A 17903-nucleotide genomic window follows, 5' to 3' on the forward strand; every position below is an offset into this window, starting at 1 on the left:
ATTTTAGGAGGATGAACAAATGACGCAACAGGGAAATACGAAGAGTTATCAAGGTGACAACAAATTAATATTAGGTATTGTATTAGGGGTTGTCACTTTTTGGTTATTTGCGCAATCTTTATTAAACGTAGTTCCTACGTTACAACAATCATTTAATAGTAATATTGGTACAATCAGTATTGCTGTTAGTATTACAGCATTATTCTCAGGGATGTTTGTTGTTGGTGCAGGAAGTCTAGCGGATAAAGTAGGACGTGTGAGAATAACATATTTTGGTTTATGGTTAAGTATCATTGGTTCTTTATTGATTATAATTAGTAATCTACCAATACTACTTATCATAGGAAGGGTAATTCAAGGTTTATCAGCAGCAGCAATCATGCCTTCAACTTTAGCAATTATGAAGACATATTTTGAAGGTAAAGATAGACAGCGTGCACTGAGTTATTGGTCGATTGGTTCATGGGGTGGCTCAGGTTTAGCATCCTTATTCGGTGGTATGGTTTCAACTTTTATTGGTTGGAGATGGATTTTTATTTTATCTATCATTGTTGCACTAATTGCAATGTTATTAATAAAAGGGACACCGGAAACGAAATCTGATAGTACAACAAACTTGAAATTTGATTTTACTGGGCTAATTCTTTTTGTAGTTATGATGTTAAGTATTAATGTCGTGATTACGCAAAGTGGTACATTTGGCATGCTTTCACCTATAATAATAGGATTGCTTATTGTATTTATTATCACAACTATAGCTTTTGTCATAGTTGAAAACAAAAAGCATAATCCATTAATTGATTTTAAATTATTTAAAAATAAAGCTTATACAGGCGCGACATTATCCAATTTCTTACTTAATGGTGTTGCAGGTGCCTTGCTGGTAGCCAATACATTCGTTCAAAAAAGAATAGGTTTCAACGCATTCCAAACAGGACTTTTATCGATTACATATTTGGTTACTGTATTGTTGATGATTAGAGTCGGTGAAAAAGTTTTACAAAAAGTGGGTGCTAAAAAACCGATGTTGTTAGGTACAACATTTAATATGGTTGGTATTATTTTAATATCATTTACATTTTTGCCAAGCGCACTATATGTCGTAGTATGTATCATAGGTTATTTACTATATGGATTAGGATTAGGTTTTTATGCGACACCTTCTACAGATATGGCGATATCTAATTCTCCTGAAGATAAAGTTGGTGTAGCATCGGGTATTTATAAAATGGCTTCCTCATTAGGTGGTGCGTTTGGTATAGCTTTATCAGGAGCATTATATGGCGTTGTTACAGAAGCTACAAATGTGAAATTTGGAGCGATGGCTGGTTTATGGCTAAATGTATTAATGGCATTGCTTTCATTCGTTATTATTCTTTTAGCTGTGCCATCATTTAAGAAACAAAATAAAGCATAATTCAATATTACAACGTTGTCATTTGAAAAGTATATAATGACATTAAGGTATCGTATATTTCATTGGAGGAATGATTATCATGAAACAACTGATTGAAAAATTGAAAGAAAAAGAAGCACGTATGATTGAGATACGTCGATACTTACATCAACACCCAGAACTATCATTTTGTGAAAAAGAAACACCTAAGTATATAGAGTCGTTTTATGAAGGTAAAGATTGTAAGGTTGAAACGAATGTAGGACCAAATGGTTTGAAAGTTATTATAGATAGCGGTAAACCAGGTAAGACAATCGCAATTCGTGCTGACTTCGATGCTTTACCAATTCAAGAAGATACGGGTCTAGCATTTTCTTCTAAAAATGATGGTGTGATGCACGCATGTGGGCATGATGCACATACTGCATATATGTTGATTCTTGCAGAGACACTTATTGAAATGAAAGACCAATTTAATGGTAAAGTGGTTGTTATACATCAACCTGCCGAAGAAGTACCTCCTGGTGGTGCTCAGTCAATGATTAAAGATGGTGTTTTAGATGGTGTTGATCACGTACTAGGTGTTCACGTCATGAGTCATATGCCTGCAGGTAATATCTATTATCGAGAAGGAAATGTACAAACTGGGCGTGACTTCTTTAAGCTTAAAGTCAATGGTCAAGGCGGACATGGCTCTTCTCCACATACAGCAAATGATAGTATTGTAGCAGGTGCATATTTTGTAAATGCTTTACAGACCGTTGTTTCCAGACGCTTAAATCCATTTGAAACAGGTGTTGTTACCATAGGTTCATTTGATGGTAAAGGACAATTCAATGTGATTAAAGATAGTGTTGAAATAGAAGGTGACGTACGTGCGTTAACAGATGATACTAAAAACACAATTAAAAAAGAAGTGACGCGTTTGTCAGATGGATTGGAAGCGATGTTTGGTGTCAAATGTGAATTAGACTACCATGATGATTACCCAGCATTATACAATGATCCTGAGTTTACAAAATTTGTTGTAGACACAATAAAAGAAGCGGATACTGATGCCATTAAAAATGTTGAAAGATGTGAACCACAACCGCCTTCAGAAGATTTTGCTTACTATGCAAAAACAATTCCAGGCACATTTATTTATGCTGGTGCTGCACCAGAAAATGGTGAAATCCATCCCCACCATCATCCTAAATTTAATATCAGTGAAAGTTCAATGCGAGTTTCTGCAGAAGCAGTAGGACTAACAGTATTAAATTATCTTAAATAATAGAATTAATTATGAAAGCTACCATACATTTCTATTGCAGTAGAATACATGATTTACGATAGTAGAATATTGATTAGTGTTATAAACCTAATTAATATTTATAAATAAAAAACAGGCGCATACGAGGTTTATTACTTGATAAACCAACCATACGTATACACCTGTTTTTTGTTGTATAAATCACACGTTGATATAGGACAAAATAAAATTACATTAAATAACTAATGAGGTTTTTCGCTAATTAAAAAAGTGATCATGATAACAAAAGGTTTAATATTAGGTCATTTAGTGTATATGTAAATTGAAAAAAAGAAAGGAATGATTACATTGAATGGCGAGAAAAAAATAAACGCCCTGTTAGATGATTATCAAAAGCAATTAAAGAAATTATTTAAGTATGATAAAGCAAACGCACTGAGTTTTGATAATGAAAGTAGAAGTAAAGTCGCAGAACAAAAAGGTGTTTTTGTAATTTTTGAAAATAAAAAACCAATATTTGTTGGGCAAGCTGGTGGATTTATGACTGGTTTTAAATTTACACAAAAAGATTTATCTGATAAATTAGGCCAATTTAATTCAGCTTCAGACGCTGGTACTGCAAAATTTAGAAAAGCGTATTTAGCGCATCATGGTTTAGATGAAGCAGAAATGAAAAATATTAAGGCAAGTGAAAAAAATTTAAAGTTTCAATACATTAAGGTTAAAGATAATTTAGCTTTTATCAATATTTTAGAAATTTTAGCATTAGAATATGCTAAGAAAAATAAAATAAACTTATTTAATTTTTCTTAGTTAAAATCTATGTGTATTTGAACTGCTGAGAAAGTGGTGATTAAAATGAATATTGGAACATTTAAAATTCATTTTCAACAACATGATATTTTTGTGAAATTGCCCAAAGCATACGATGAAGCAAAAGAAAGTGGTTATTCACTTATATTAGTGCAAGATGGAGACGAGTTATTTAAAGATATTGAGCGAGATATGATATTGGTTGGAGTACAGTCCAATAATAGAAATCAGGATTATAGCCCATGGGAAACGGTTGTAGATGGGGTTCATTATAAAGGGGAAGCGGATGCTTATATTTTATGGATGACTAAGCATTTGCTTCCTTATTTAAGAAAATGTTTTAATATATCACAAAGAAACGAAGATATCTGTATAGCTGGCGCTTCACTAGGTGGATTACTTGCTTTGTATACATTATTTAAAAGTCCAGAAAATTTTGGCAGCTACATATTAATATCACCTTCTGTATGGTACCCAGGATTTGTACAGTTTATGAAACAACAAACCGTTATTAAAGATGGCAAACAAATTTATTGGTATGTCGGAGCGCTCGAAGGACAACAACAATTTAGCATGAAACAAGAGATGTTTGTTCGAACAGAATTCGCTGTAGATATATTAACTGAATTACTGTTTTCTGACAAAGCAATATTTTATTATACTACTAATAGGAACGGTAAACACAATGTATTGTATTTTAAAAGCTATTTTGCTAAAGCAATTAAGAAATTATTTTGATATTGTCAATTTTAAGAAAAAATTAAGTATTTAGTTTAAATTATCAGAAAATTCATAATAATCTGCGGTCAATATCCCCCTTTTCAATAAAACAATGGTAATATTTTAATTATATGTATTTTTATAAATTGTATTATCACTGGTTGAAATTTTCAGATTTGTAAAATACATGAATGAATATATCGTTATTAACATTGAAATAGGGGATGCTTTTATGACAGTGAAAATAGAAAAAGTTTCAGGTAGTAAGTTATTAACTGGCATTGTTTTATCTATATTAACATACTGGTTATTTGCCCAAGCATTTTTAAATATTGGACCTAAAATACAAACTACTTTTGATGCGAGTCCGGATATCGTAAATATTTCAGTGAGTCTAACCTCATTTGTAACAGGTGTATTTATGGTAGTAGCTGGGAATATATCAGATAAATTTGGTAAAGTGAAATTGACGAGAATTGCTTTAGTGTTAAGTATTGTTGGTTCTTTGATGTTGATTGTTTCAGGAAATGTTGTAATGCTACTACTTGGTCGTATTGTACAGGGACTTTCTGCAGCGATTATCATGCCAGCCACAATTTCTATAGTGAACGATTTTTTTGATGGTGACGATAGACAAAAAGCACTCAGTTTTTGGTCAATCGGTGCATTTGGTGGTACTGGGTTATCTTCCTTTTTTGCAGGAGCACTGGCTACATTTATTTTTTGGCAGTCTATTTTTATATTATCGATCATATTATCAATTGTAGCTTTAGTTTTACTGCGCAAATTACCAGAAAGTCGGATTAATAAAGCAGAAACGAGCCCGTTTGATTATATCGGTTTAATCATTTTTATTATTATGATTGGTAGCATTAGTTTTGTCATCACGCAAGGCTATAAAATAGGTTGGTTAAATGCTGTAACAGTAATCTTATTTGTCATATTTTTAATTTGTATATACATATTTTTCAAAGTAGAACGTGTCAAAAAGGTGCCGTTTATCGATTTAGACTTGTTTAAAAATAGGCCTTATATTGGTGCCGTTTTAGCTAACTTTTTATTGAATACCGGTGTAGGTGTGATTGCTTTATTAAATATGTACGTACAATCCGGCTTGAAATTAACAGCTTTCCAAGCAGGATTGTTAACATTACCTTATTTAATTTCATTATTGCTAGTCATTCGCTTAGGTGAGAAGAGTATTAAAAGATTTGGTGCAAAACGCGCAATGATTATTGGCCCAATATTTACTGGCTTGGGTGTATTAATGTTCAGTTTGACATTTTTTGATACTACGCTTTATATTGTTGTAGCGCTAATTGGTGCTATATGTTTTGGTGGCGGTACAGGATTATTTGCGACACCAGCTTTAAGTACGGCGGTTTCTACGACTCCACCGGAAAAAGTAGGTGTTGCTTCAGGGATTTTTAAAATGGGATCTACATTAGGTGGTGCATTCGGTATAGCAATTATGACTTCTATTTTTACTGGTATAATTCAAAGTGGTCAAAGCATACACATTGCAGCGGGTGTAGGTTTTATCATGGGGACTTGTTTAGTATTATGTGGTGTATTAGCAAGTACACTTGTTATACCAACACGGAAAGTGCGTCAGTGAAGGGTATTTCGTTTATTAATCGCTAGGTTGAGTCTAGGTATTATGATTCGTTCCACGCCTTTTTCATTAAATATGTGAAATGGAGTGCTTATGAGGAATATATTTCATGACAAATGTAGTTAATAAGTATATCTGATCTTGTTGCTATACAATGACTTAAAGCGTGATTACCGAGTTTTTCTATCATGACTTGTATCGACTGTATCTATTTTACATTAAAATATAAAAGGATTATGATAATCACAAAATATACTAGAAAGAAGTGGTATGATGCACTATAAAACATATTATGAGTCACCGATTGGTCGGATTGCACTTACGTCAGATGGTGAAGCAATTACAGGCTTGTGGTTACCGAAACACGATGATTTCGAATCAAATTATGACGAGGCATTAACAGAAGCGGAATTACCAGTTTTTGAAAAAGTTATTAGTTGGCTCGATAAATATTTTTCAGGAAATAACCCGAAAATTGATTTTGCACTGAAACCTATAGGAACCGAATTTAGAGAGCAAGTTTGGGATGTTTTATTGAAAATACCATATGGAGAGACTGTTACTTATGGTGAAATTGCTAAAGAAATAGGTATTAAAAGAAATAAGCCAAATATGTCTTCACAAGCAGTTGGTGGTGCGGTTGGTACAAATCCGATTTCTATTATAATTCCATGTCATAGAGTCGTTGGAAAAAACGGCAGTCTTACTGGATACGGTGGTGGCATTGATACAAAAATAGAGTTGTTGAAATTGGAAAAAGTAGATATGCAACCGCTTTACAGACCAAAATATAGTACGAAACCTTAAGCGTAAATCTGCTCATGACTGAAAATTATTGTAAATAAATATTATTATTTTATACATTTTGTATTTTTTATCAATAAAATTTTCTGAAAATATAAAGTTGTTTCTCTTGCTCAGTGTGTTATCCTATAAAACGTCTTTTTTATTATTATTAGAGGGGTGGAAAATTTGGATAATACAAAAAAGTCGTTTTCTAGTGTGTTTATTTATTCAGCACTAGTCGTAGGCTTATTAGTAGTTATTGGAGCTATTTTTCCAGCTAAATTTGGAGAAATTACTGGTGTTATTTCTTCTTGGGTGACGAAAACGTTTGGTTGGTATTATATGTTACTGTATACAGTGATTTTAGGTTTTTGTGTATTTTTAGTATTTAGTCCTATTGGAAAATTGAAATTAGGCAAACCAACAGATAAACCGGAATTTCATACAGTATCTTGGTTAGCGATGTTATTCAGTGCAGGTATGGGCATAGGTCTGGTGTTTTATGGTGCTTCAGAACCGATATCACATTATTTAGCACCGCCAACAGCAGATCCTGAAACGAAAGAAGCGATGGCACAAGCCTTTAGGTCTTCTTTTATTGATTATGGATTTCATCCTTGGGCAGTATATGGCGTAGTGGCATTAGGTTTGGCATATTCTCAATTTCGTAAAGGAGAAAATGGTTTAATTTCTAGAACGCTAAGACCAGTGTTGGGCGATAGAGTAGATGGCCCAATTGGTGTCATTGTTGATGTTTTAGCTGTATTTGCAACTATTATTGGTGTTGCGGTTTCTTTAGGTGTAGGGGCAATACAGATAAACGGTGGTTTAAATTATTTATTTGGTGTGCCGAATAACTCTGTTGTTCAAGGAATTATTATTGCTGTAGTTACCGTATTATTTTTATATAGTGCATGGAGTGGCTTGAGTAAAGGTATCCAATATTTAAGTAATTTAAATATGTTTTTAGCAGCATTGTTGCTTATTGTTATCTTTATTGTAGGACCAACCGTATTGATATTAAATATGATGACAAGCGGTACTGGTGATTACCTTAATTCACTGATTTTTAATAGTTTAGATGTAGCACCATTAAATGAACAAAAAGCTGAGTGGTTGAAAAGTTGGACGATTTATTATTGGGGCTGGTGGATGAGTTGGAGTCCATTCGTGGGTATATTTATTGCGAGAATCTCCAAAGGTCGTAGTATTCGCGAATTTGTAATTGCCGTATTAGGCGTACCAGTTGTGATTAGTATTATTTGGTTTAGTGCTTTTGGTGTAACTGGTATAGATGTTGGACAAGCTCATAGCGAGATATTTAAAATGCCACCAGAAACGCAATTGTTCGGTATTTTTAATGAGTTACCATTTGGTTTTGTATTATCAATTATTGCGTTAGCATTAATTGCTTCATTTTTTATCACTTCTGCAGACTCTGCAACCTTTGTGCTAGGTATGCAAACTGCATATGGTACATTGAATCCTTCAGGATTTATCAAAATTGTATGGGGTCTTGCATTAGCAGCTATCGCTTACGTATTATTATTAGCTGGTGGTGACACTGGACTAGATGCATTACAATCAGCGGCAATTATTTCTGCTTTACCGTTTAGTTTTGTCGTTATCTTAATGATGATTTCCTTATATAAAGATGGAAATGAAGAGCGTAAATATTTAGGGTTATCGTTACAACCTAAAAGAGAGATTGAAACACAAGATTTAAACGAAACAAATCGTGATTAATTCTTATAGAAAATTTCAACATAGTGACTTTAATATGATAAAAGAGGATGCCTTTATGTAAGTGAAGTAAAAGGTATCCTCTTTCTTTTATATAAAAAGACCCGTAAGTGAATATTAAAAATTCATTTACGGGTTTATAAATAATCTTTGATGTTAGATAAAGTTATTCAGATATAGACATTTTTATGTCATTAATCATTCTGAATAAAGTGAGATAAGATTAAGTGAATTGAAACTTAATTTAATGTATTATAATTACGAATATGATCATTGATACTTTCGAGATAGAAAATACCTTTTGTTTCATTTGCTAGCTCAACATCATGGTCAAATTCAAGGTTGTCGAAACGTTTGAAAAATGTTTCATATGTGTCAACAGAGATTTCTGTACGATGATTTAATAGATTTTTATGTTTTTCTATATCAAGCGCATCTTGATAACCTTCCACTAATTTACCGCTAAAGAATTCACCAACAGAGCCTGAACCATAGCTGAATAGACCAATTGTATCACCAGCGTTTAATTCGGTATGTGTTTCTAATAATGAAATCAAGCTTAAGTACAATGACCCAGTATAAATATTACCTACATAACGGTTGTAATAAGTTGCCGCGTCATATCCAGAAGTTAATCGTTCTTTAGTTTCTGTGTTGATATCTTCAGTTAAGATAGAATCAAGTGCTTTTTTACCCATTTTAGTAAATGGCACGTGGAAACATAATGATTTAAATGTATCTAGTGTAGTATTATATCTACGTGCATATTCATTCCAACTTTCTTGAAATGAGTGGATATAGGCATCTTTTGATAATGCACCATCCACAAGTGGATACGGTTGTCCACTTGGACGCCAAAAATCGTATACATCTTCTGTAAATGCAACTGCGTCATCATTTAGTTCAAGAATACGTGGGTTTTGTGTTATCATCATAGCAACTGCACCTGCACCTTGCGTTGGCTCACCGCCAGATTCTAGGCCGTAGCGCGCAGTGTCACTAGCAATAACTAAAACTTTTTCATTGGGACGGCTAGCGATATAATCTTTCGCTAATTGAATTGCAGGCGTGGCAGCGTAGCAAGCTTCTTTCATTTCAATACAACGTGCGAATGGTTGAATACCTAAAAGATTATGTATTTGAACTGCAGATGCTTTAGCAGAATCTATAGCAGATTCAGTTGCAACAATAACCATGCTAATTTGTTTTTTATCATCTTCAGAGATGATTTCTTTGGCAGCATTGGCACCCATAGATACAATATCTTGGCTCATTGGGCTGACTGCCATTTCATTTTGCCCAATACCAACAAGAAATTTATTTGGGTCAACTTGACGAGATTCGGCAAGTTTAGCCATGTCTACATAAAAATTTGGAACATAAAAATTGATTTGATCAATACCAACTGTCATAAAGTGTATCGACACCTTTCTTTAATAAATAAGCAATTGTATCATATCAAATCACATGTATAAAATACAATGATTTACCACATGTTCAGAAGGAGAATAATAATGAAAAAAATAGCAATCGTAAGTGCCAAGCGGACACCTATAGGAAAATTCAGAGGAAAATTAAGTAATTATACTGCAGTAGAATTAGGTACAAAATCGTTAGAAGCTGCAATGTCAGCAATTAATCTCAAACCTGAAATGATAGAGCAGGTCATTTATGGCAATGTACTTCAAGCTGGAAATGGTCAAAATCCTGCGCGACAAGTTAGTATCAACGCAGGTGTACCTAATACTACACCTGCGATGACTATTAATGAAGTCTGTGGTTCAGGATTGAAATCGATTATATTAGGCAAACAACAAATTCAATTAGGTGAAGCAAAAGTAGTAGCAGTAGGCGGCATTGAAAGTATGACCAATGCTCCCCAAATATTACTTAATGAAGATGCAGCGCCAGTAGAAAGTTTTATGCATGACGGTTTAACTGATGCATTTCTAAATGTACCAATGGGCATTACTGCAGAGAAAATAGCAGAAAAATATAATGTTACACGAGCACAACAAGATGAATTTGCGAATGACTCGCAACATAAAGCGGCACAAGCTTCCAGCTCAGGTAAATTTGATAATGAAATTGTTCCCTTAACAGATAGTGAAGGCCAATTAATGACAGCAGATGAAGGTATTCGTGTAAATAGCAGTGTTGAAAAATTAAGCACATTAAAAACAATATTTAAAGAAGATGGTACTGTCACAGGAGGGAATGCTTCAAGTATCAACGATGGCGCATCAACAATTATTTTGATGGATGTAGATTATGCAAAACAAGAAGGATTTGAAATTATTGCAACATTAGGTGAACACGCGGAAATTGGCTGTGATCCTGCCTATATGGGGTACGCACCGTACCATGCAGTGACGGAATTATTAGCAAAAGCTAAGAAAGATATAAATGATATTGAAGTTGTAGAAATGACAGAAGCATTTGCTGCTCAAAGTATACCGGTTAAAAATAATTTGGGGATACATCCTGATAAGCTTAACTTATACGGTGGTGCTATTGCTATAGGTCATCCTATAGGTGCGAGTGGAACGCGGTTGGTGACAACTTTAGTGAATATCTTATCGCAAGAAAATAAACAAAATGGTATTGCAACTGCATGTATTGGTGGCGGTTTAGGTATTGCATTATATGTAGAAAAGGGGGATGCATGATGTTACCATTAGGCAAAGATTTTCGTCATTTATCACGTGAAGAAAAGTTAAACTGTCTAGTCGAATATGGTTGGTTGAATAAAGAAAATCAGGATATGTTATTAACACATCCTTTAATTCCAGAAGAAATAGCTAACAGTTTAATTGAAAATGTGATCGGTCAAGGTGCATTACCTGTCGGATTACTACCTGAAATTATTGTAGATGACAAATCATATGTTGTTCCAATGATGGTTGAAGAACCTTCTGTTGTTGCAGCTGCAAGCTATGGTGCAAAATTAGTTAATGAAACAGGAGGTTTTCATGTCATCGCTAGTGAGCGGTTAATGATTGGACAAATTGTTTTTGATAACGTAAAGGATACCCAACGCTTATCTCAAAATATTAAAAATCTTGAACCAAAAATTAAGCAAATTGCAGATGAGTCTTATCCCAGTATTATTAAAAGAGGTGGCGGTTATCGTCGAGTTGAAATAGATACTTTTCCTGAAGCACAGTTCGTATCACTCAAAGTATTTGTAGATACGAAAGATGCAATGGGCGCTAACATGTTAAATACAATATTAGAGGGGATTTCTGCATATTTAAAAACAGAAATTGAAGATGTAGATATATTGATGAGTATTCTTTCTAACCATGCCACTGCTTCTGTGGTTAAAGTACAAGGCGAGATAGATGTCCAATCACTATCGAAAGATGGACGTGACGGGGCCAAAGTAGCACATAGAATGGAAAGGGCATCTGTGTTAGCGCAAGTAGATATTCATCGTGCAGCAACACATAACAAAGGTGTTATGAATGGTATTCACGCAGTTGTCTTAGCTACAGGTAATGATACACGCGGCGCCGAAGCCAGTGCTCATGCTTATGCGAGTAAAGATGGACAGTATCGAGGCATAGCTACTTGGCAATATGATGCATCACGTCAAAAATTAATTGGTACGATTGAGGTTCCAATGACATTGGCAACAGTTGGTGGAGGGACACGTGTATTACCTATTGCACGTGCTGCCTTAGATTTAATGAAAGTTGACTCGGCACAAGAACTTGGTCATGTTGTAGCTGCAGTTGGTTTAGCTCAGAACTTCGCTGCATGTCGTGCACTTGTTTCAGAAGGTATTCAAAAAGGTCATATGAGTTTACAATATAAATCATTAGCAATTGTCGTAGGTGCTCAAGGTGACGAAATTACGAAAGTCGCTGAATTGTTAAAAGAAAAGCCGAGCGCAAATGCGGCTATGGCAGAACAGATTCTCAATCAAATGAGAGAAGCACATTAGTAATTAAATGATGTTTTTATAATAGGTGTAATCGTGTCTTTAAAACATTTTATATGAAAGGCGGAGTGATGATACATTGTTTTCATTACTCCGTCTTTTTGTACAATCAATCATTATGAATTAAACTATAAATATTTTATTTTGGGATTTGAGTTCAATATAATATAAATGAAAAGATTAAAAGAAATGAGGGAATATGATGGGCAATAATATACCGGCATTATCATATGATCACACGAATCATTCTGTGGTGCCACTTTTAGCATCGGAACAAAGCCTACAAACAATTACTGCAGAACCGTGGCTGGAAATTTCAGATGAAGGATTACAATTAGAAGGGTTATGCTTTAATAGAAATGGAGATTTAACACTTTGTGAAGTATTTGGTGGAACTATCTTTCACGTGACTTTACCAGACAAAAAAGTCACTCAGCTTTTTAAATCACATAAAGAAAATCCTGCAGCTGTTAAAATCCATAAAGATGGAAGACTATTTATTTGTTATTTGGGTGATTTCGAACGTTCGGGTGGCGTGTTTGCGGTTAATGCTGAAGAAAAAGCAGAAGAAACGATTGTGTCAGACATTGATACAGAATACTGTGTGGACGATTTAGTGTTTGATAGTAAAGGTGGATTTTATTTCACTGATTTTAGAGGATACTCTACAAATCCTAAAGGTGGTGTATATTATGTTGCGCCAGATTATAAATCCATAACGCCTGTGATTCAAAATTTAGCAGTTGCTAATGGCATAGCTTTAAGTACTGACGAAAAAACACTATGGGTAACTGAAACAAATGCGAATCGATTACATCGCATTGATTTACTAGAAGATGGCGTGACCATTGCACCATTTGGCGCTTCTATACCTTATCATTTTACTGGCCATGAAGGGCCAGATTCATGTTGTATAGACAGTGATGATAATTTATATGTTGCAATGTACGGACAAGGCAGAGTGTTAGTGTTTAATAAAAAAGGTTATCCTATTGGACAAATTTTAATACCAGGACGCGATCAAGGGCATATGCTTCGTTCAACACATCCTGCATTTATTCCAGGTACGGATCAATTAGTGATTTGTGCCAATGATATTGAACAAGGTGGCGGTTCTTGGATTTATACAGCAAAGGGATTTGCAAAAGGTCATCATAGCTACCAGTTTCATTAAAGTAAGATAAAAAAGCGTTTTAAGTCATTGAGTGGGACAGGAATCTCGATTTCTTAAAAAGGTTTCGTCATCTCATCGCGACAAGAACAACAAGCATTAAACAAAGCATAAAGTGATTAACTGAGCTAAAGTACATGTTTAACTCCTACTAACTTAATGACTGACAATATGAAAGTCTGGGACGAATCAACGTCGTCCCAGGCTTTTTCAGTATACACTACCTTTGTTAGTAGTTTTTATATATTAATTATGTAGAAATCATAGCATTAAATTGTTAATTGAAGTTTATAAACACGATCGTAAGGCGAGGTGCTTTGTTAATTTTAAGTATAACAATAAATTAATTGAGATAAAATTCATTAAAAATTTATAAATACACTATTGAAAGCGCATACATTTTTAAGTATGATATAAATTAACAAAGGTAGGTGTTTGCTATTTTAAAGTCAAAAGATAAGCATAATGATGAAAAACAGGATTTAAAGAAGCCGTTAGGAGTTACGTCGGCAGTTGTTACATTGTCAATTATGATTATTACTATGTTAATAACTGTGGCGGTATTAGAAAAAGAACCTCATATACCATTAATGATAGGTACTGCGGTAGCGATTATTGTGACAATGCTACATGGTTATGAATTTAGTGAAGTAGAAGAAATGATGTACAAGGGTATACGGCATGCGTTGCCAGCGATTGTTATTATTATACTTGTAGGTTTAGTTATTGGTTCATGGATTGGTAGTGGTGTTGTAGCAACGATGATATATTATGGACTACAATTAATAGATCCGCGGTATTTTTTAGCAGTTGTAGTTATATTATGTGGTGTCGTAGCGTTAGCGATTGGAAGTAGTTGGTCTACAATGGCGACTGTTGGTGTAGCTTCAATGGGGATTGGAGTTAGTATGGGGATTTCTCCTGGTATGGTTGCTGGTGCAGTCATTTGTGGTGCTTATTTTGGGGATAAGATGAGCCCATTATCGGATACAACAAATCTTGCTTCAGGCTTATCTGGCGTTGAATTATTTGAACATATTAAGCATATGTTCTATACAACTATTCCGGCAGTAATTATTGCATTAATTGCATTTTTCTTTATTGGTATGCAGTATGGCAATAAAAATTTTGATACGAAACGCATCGATGCAATTCTTAGCACTATGCAAGATAATTTTGTAATTTCACCATGGTTGCTGTTAGTACCTTTAGTTGTTATTGTATTGGTCACGTTCAAAGTCCCAGCGATACCAGCCATTTGCGTCGGTATTATATTTGGTTTTTTTGCTCAAATTTTTGTGCAAGGTGGAACAATAACAGAAGCGCTGACAGCTTTGCAAACAGGATATACGATTGAATCAGGTAATAAACTTGTAGATGAATTATTTAATCGAGGCGGATTAGAATCAATGTTTTATACGATTTCATTGACCTTAGTAGCGATGACTTTTGGTGGTGTGCTGGAATACTCAGGCATGTTATCTGCATTGATTTCAGTGATTTTAAAAGTAGCGAGAACAACTGGTTCATTGATTGCATCAGTCATTGTTTCTTGTATTGGTACTAATTTTACATGTTCAGAACAATACATATCTATCATTGTACCTTCTAGAATGTATGCGAGTGCTTTTAAAGACAAGGGTTTACATCCTAAAAACTTATCTAGGGCATTAGAAGATGGTGGAACGTTGACGTCAGTATTCGTTCCTTGGAACACGTGTGGCGTATTTATTGCATCAACGCTAGGCGTATCGGTAATGGAATATGCACCATTTGCTATTGTGAATTACACTGTTCCTATAATTTCAGTCATTTTTGGCTACATTGGGTTTAAAATAATTAAATTAAAAGATTCAGATAAGGCGCATACAGATAATACTAACTTAGCTTAATTTTTTGAATTTTATAAAAATTAACCATTTAATCTAAACAGAGGAGAAAACAAGTGAAACTTACTTGTTTTCTCCTTTTATAGTGAAATTTAGCACAAAAATTTAATCACTCAAGTTACTTTGGCTTGTCAACGTACTAATCATGCTAATGTTCCAAATGATGAATTGATTTAAAAGATTGAAAAAAAGATATTTAACCGTATACTAGGATATACAAATTGAAGTTTAATATAGAGGAGCATATATATGGATATTAAACATATGAAGTATTTTGTGGAAGTAGTAAATCAACATGGTATGACAAATGCATCTAAATCATTATATATCGCCCAACCAACAATAAGTAAAGCGATTAAAGACATTGAAAAAGAATTGGATATGCCACTGTTTGATCGAAGCAAACGCCAACTTGTACTAACAGATGCTGGTTCAGTTTTTTATCATAAAAGTAAAGAAATCCTATCTTTATACAAAGATTTACCTAAAGAAATTAATAGTCTACTAGGTTTAGAAACAGGTCATATTAGTATTGGTTTGTCTGCAGTCATGAATATGAATAAATTTATACATATTTTAGGTGAATTCCATCAACAATATCCTAATGTAACTTATAATTTAGTGGAAAATGGTGGCAAAATGATTGAACATCAATTAATTAATGATGAAATTGACATCGGTATTACAACTTTACCAGTAGACCAGTCTATTTTCCATTCGTTGCCGTTATATCAAGAAGAGTTGAAATTAGTTTTGAATAAAGAACATCGTCTTGCGCAATATCAACAAGTGAAAATGAGCATGTTAAAAGACGAAGACTTTATCCTTTTTAATGAAGATTTTTACTTGAATGATAAAATTATTGAAGCAGCAAAGAATGCCGGTTATATACCTAATACAATATCTAAGATTTCACAATGGAACTTTATTGAAAATCTGTTAAATGCTCATCTAGGTGTCAGTATTTTACCGGAAAACATCGTAGGTTTATTAGACAGTGACTTTAAAAATATAACACTTGAAGATCCAGGCATGAGTTGGGAATTAGGTGTGATATGGAAACGAGATAAATATTTAAGTTATGCAACCAGGCAGTGGATAGATTTTATGAAACAACGTTTATAAAAGAAGTAGATAGGCGCTACGTACTATTTGTGGGAGTAGTTTGGGAATCAAAAGAATGTTTTGTTTTCAAACCTATTCCCGCTATTTTTTAGCTGTAAAAACCGATACTTAAAAAGTCATTTGAAAAGATACATCGAAAAATAGTCGATCTAATTAATAGGTTATAGCTATTTGGAATATGTAAAATCGCTTTCATAGAAAATAATAATAGGTATTATGAAAAAACAATATTTTTATTATATTTAATGGCGCGTTATACTTAGTCATGTAATCAACAAAGTAGTTAAAAGTCAGCAGTTCAAAAGTATTAAAAAGGGTGATGAGTATTGCAGGTAGCGCTAAAGATTGTCAAAATTATGTTTCAAGCATTAATTATTATGGGTATTACTTTTATTGGTAATAAAATTCAAATGATTTTTGATATTCCGATTGCAGGCAGTATTGTTGGATTAATTTTATTTTTCTTATTACTGCAATTTAAAATTATTCCGACAAAATGGGTAGAAGAAGGCTCTAAATTTTTCTTAGCTACCATGGTATTTTTCTTTGTTCCATCTGTCGTAGGTATTATGGATGTCGCTAGTATGATTAATATTAATTTTGTTTTATTCTTTATCATGATTGTTCTAGGCACATGTTGTGTTGCTTTAATTTCAGGTTTTATTGCTGAAAAAATGGTTAAAGCTGAACAATACGGGAATGGTCAAGATTAGATGGTACTTCTAAAAGCATTGTTAATGATACTATTGACAGTTTGTATGTACGTTGGAGCAAAAAAATTACAATTTCAATACCGGAGCCCATTTTTAAACCCTGCCCTTATATCATCGATTGGAATTATCGTTGTATTATTATTATTTAACTTAGATTATCAACAGTACATGGTCGGTGGTAAGTGGATACACCAACTATTAAATTGTACAGTTGTAACATTAGCATATCCACTATATCAAAATCGTCATAAAATATTAGCTAATGGTAAAATTATATTTAGCAGTGTAATTACAGCAGTAATTTTGAACTTTGCATTTGTTTATGTCATATTAAAAATGTTTGGTTATTCAAAAGAAGTTATTGTTACGATGTTGCCAAGATCAATTACAGCTGCAGTAGGTATTCAGGTATCTCACCAAATGGGTGGTGTTGATGCCATAGCAGTGTTATTTATCGTTGCAACTGGTTTAATCGGGAGCATTTTAGGTGCATATTTGATTAAGTTCGGAAGATTTAAAACTTCTATTGCAAAAGGCCTAACTTTTGGTAATGCATCACATGCTTTTGGTACAGCTCAAGCACTTGATATTGATTTAGAAGCAGGCGCGTTTAGTTCAATTGGAATGATTTTGACTGCATTATTAAGTTCAATCGTTCTCCCGATACTCATAATCTTTTTATATTAAGCAATCGTGTTAAAGCACAGTATTAACTATTTTAAGGGATAATAAAT

The 17903-nt window shown here is 33.6% G+C and carries 15 protein-coding genes; 14 read left to right on the plus strand and 1 reads right to left on the minus strand.

Annotated elements, in window-relative coordinates:
• Positions 1-19 precede the first annotated feature (19 nt).
• The 7 genes from JG554_RS01925 to JG554_RS01955 all read left to right on the plus strand — a co-directional run bounded on the left by JG554_RS01925 (position 20) and on the right by JG554_RS01955 (position 8328).
• Entirely contained in the window at positions 20-1417 is a 1398-nt protein-coding gene (locus JG554_RS01925; RefSeq protein ID WP_203265355.1) for an MFS transporter, read from the plus strand.
• A gap of 76 nt (positions 1418-1493) precedes the next feature.
• Positions 1494-2669 (plus strand): M20 family metallopeptidase, encoded by a 1176-nt coding sequence (locus JG554_RS01930; protein WP_064209399.1) that lies wholly within the window; start codon positions 1494-1496, stop codon positions 2667-2669.
• Positions 2670-2996: 327 nt separating this feature from the next.
• On the plus strand, positions 2997-3461 hold the full coding sequence (locus JG554_RS01935) for a hypothetical protein (protein WP_064209246.1): 465 nt from the start codon (positions 2997-2999) through the stop codon (positions 3459-3461).
• 45 nt (positions 3462-3506) lie between these two features.
• A complete protein-coding gene (locus tag JG554_RS01940) occupies positions 3507-4199 on the plus strand; it encodes an alpha/beta hydrolase (RefSeq protein WP_070037311.1) in 693 nt (230 codons plus the stop codon).
• A gap of 214 nt (positions 4200-4413) precedes the next feature.
• On the plus strand, positions 4414-5799 hold the full coding sequence (locus JG554_RS01945) for an MFS transporter (RefSeq protein ID WP_070037314.1): 1386 nt from the start codon (positions 4414-4416) through the stop codon (positions 5797-5799).
• 270 nt (positions 5800-6069) lie between these two features.
• Positions 6070-6603 carry a methylated-DNA--[protein]-cysteine S-methyltransferase gene (locus tag JG554_RS01950; protein WP_046206741.1) on the plus strand — a complete coding sequence of 178 codons (534 nt, stop codon included), beginning with the start codon at positions 6070-6072 and terminating at the stop codon, positions 6601-6603.
• Positions 6604-6768: 165 nt separating this feature from the next.
• On the plus strand, positions 6769-8328 hold the full coding sequence (locus JG554_RS01955) for a BCCT family transporter (protein ID WP_070037317.1): 1560 nt from the start codon (positions 6769-6771) through the stop codon (positions 8326-8328).
• A 236-nt stretch (positions 8329-8564) separates the two neighbouring features.
• On the opposite strand, the gene JG554_RS01960 is transcribed toward JG554_RS01955, so the two are convergent.
• Entirely contained in the window at positions 8565-9737 is a 1173-nt protein-coding gene (locus JG554_RS01960; protein WP_070037320.1) for a hydroxymethylglutaryl-CoA synthase, read from the minus strand.
• 102 nt (positions 9738-9839) lie between these two features.
• On the opposite strand from JG554_RS01960, the gene JG554_RS01965 reads away from it, so the two are divergent.
• The 7 genes from JG554_RS01965 (at position 9840) to JG554_RS01995 (ending at position 17856) form a co-directional block, all read left to right on the plus strand.
• A complete protein-coding gene (locus tag JG554_RS01965) occupies positions 9840-10994 on the plus strand; it encodes a thiolase family protein (protein WP_070037322.1) in 1155 nt (384 codons plus the stop codon).
• Complete coding sequence (locus JG554_RS01970) at positions 10994-12274, plus strand: hydroxymethylglutaryl-CoA reductase, degradative (protein WP_070037324.1); 1281 nt, start codon at positions 10994-10996, stop codon at positions 12272-12274. Before JG554_RS01965 ends, JG554_RS01970 begins: the two co-directional genes overlap by 1 nt.
• 196 nt (positions 12275-12470) lie before the next feature.
• On the plus strand, positions 12471-13445 hold the full coding sequence (locus JG554_RS01975; RefSeq protein WP_070037326.1) for an SMP-30/gluconolactonase/LRE family protein: 975 nt from the start codon (positions 12471-12473) through the stop codon (positions 13443-13445).
• Between the two features lie 428 nt (positions 13446-13873).
• Complete coding sequence (gene nhaC / locus JG554_RS01980; RefSeq protein WP_081338766.1) at positions 13874-15334, plus strand: Na+/H+ antiporter NhaC; 1461 nt, start codon at positions 13874-13876, stop codon at positions 15332-15334.
• 246 nt (positions 15335-15580) lie between these two features.
• Positions 15581-16456, plus strand: coding sequence for a cidABC operon transcriptional activator CidR (gene cidR, locus JG554_RS01985; RefSeq protein WP_046206747.1), 876 nt, complete (start codon positions 15581-15583; stop codon positions 16454-16456).
• Between the two features lie 356 nt (positions 16457-16812).
• The gene (locus tag JG554_RS01990; protein ID WP_164987245.1) at positions 16813-17169 is read left to right on the plus strand and encodes a CidA/LrgA family protein; all 357 of its coding nucleotides are present in this window, start codon (positions 16813-16815) and stop codon (positions 17167-17169) included.
• Positions 17170-17856: an LrgB family protein gene (locus JG554_RS01995; protein ID WP_046206749.1), complete on the plus strand. Its 687-nt coding sequence runs from the start codon at positions 17170-17172 to the stop codon at positions 17854-17856.
• Positions 17857-17903 lie beyond the last annotated feature (47 nt).

It is taken from the genome of Staphylococcus sp. 11-B-312, assembly GCF_016743055.1.
GTDB classification, from domain to species: Bacteria; Bacillota; Bacilli; order Staphylococcales; family Staphylococcaceae; genus Staphylococcus; species Staphylococcus ureilyticus.

What these genes read in the sequence shown, in the direction of transcription:
- JG554_RS01925 (WP_203265355.1), top strand. Translation starts at nt 20, where the DNA reads ATGACGCAACAGGGAAATACGAAGAGTTATCAAGGTGACAACAAATTA.
- JG554_RS01940 (WP_070037311.1), top strand. Translation starts at nt 3,507, where the DNA reads ATGAATATTGGAACATTTAAAATTCATTTTCAACAACATGATATTTTT.
- JG554_RS01945 (WP_070037314.1), top strand. Translation starts at nt 4,414, where the DNA reads ATGACAGTGAAAATAGAAAAAGTTTCAGGTAGTAAGTTATTAACTGGC.
- JG554_RS01950 (WP_046206741.1), top strand. Translation starts at nt 6,070, where the DNA reads ATGCACTATAAAACATATTATGAGTCACCGATTGGTCGGATTGCACTT.
- JG554_RS01960 (WP_070037320.1), bottom strand. Translation starts at nt 9,737, where the DNA reads ATGACAGTTGGTATTGATCAAATCAATTTTTATGTTCCAAATTTTTAT.
- JG554_RS01965 (WP_070037322.1), top strand. Translation starts at nt 9,840, where the DNA reads ATGAAAAAAATAGCAATCGTAAGTGCCAAGCGGACACCTATAGGAAAA.
- JG554_RS01970 (WP_070037324.1), top strand. Translation starts at nt 10,994, where the DNA reads ATGTTACCATTAGGCAAAGATTTTCGTCATTTATCACGTGAAGAAAAG.
- JG554_RS01975 (WP_070037326.1), top strand. Translation starts at nt 12,471, where the DNA reads ATGATGGGCAATAATATACCGGCATTATCATATGATCACACGAATCAT.
- cidR (WP_046206747.1), top strand. Translation starts at nt 15,581, where the DNA reads ATGGATATTAAACATATGAAGTATTTTGTGGAAGTAGTAAATCAACAT.
- JG554_RS01990 (WP_164987245.1), top strand. Translation starts at nt 16,813, where the DNA reads ATGTTTCAAGCATTAATTATTATGGGTATTACTTTTATTGGTAATAAA.
- JG554_RS01995 (WP_046206749.1), top strand. Translation starts at nt 17,170, where the DNA reads ATGGTACTTCTAAAAGCATTGTTAATGATACTATTGACAGTTTGTATG.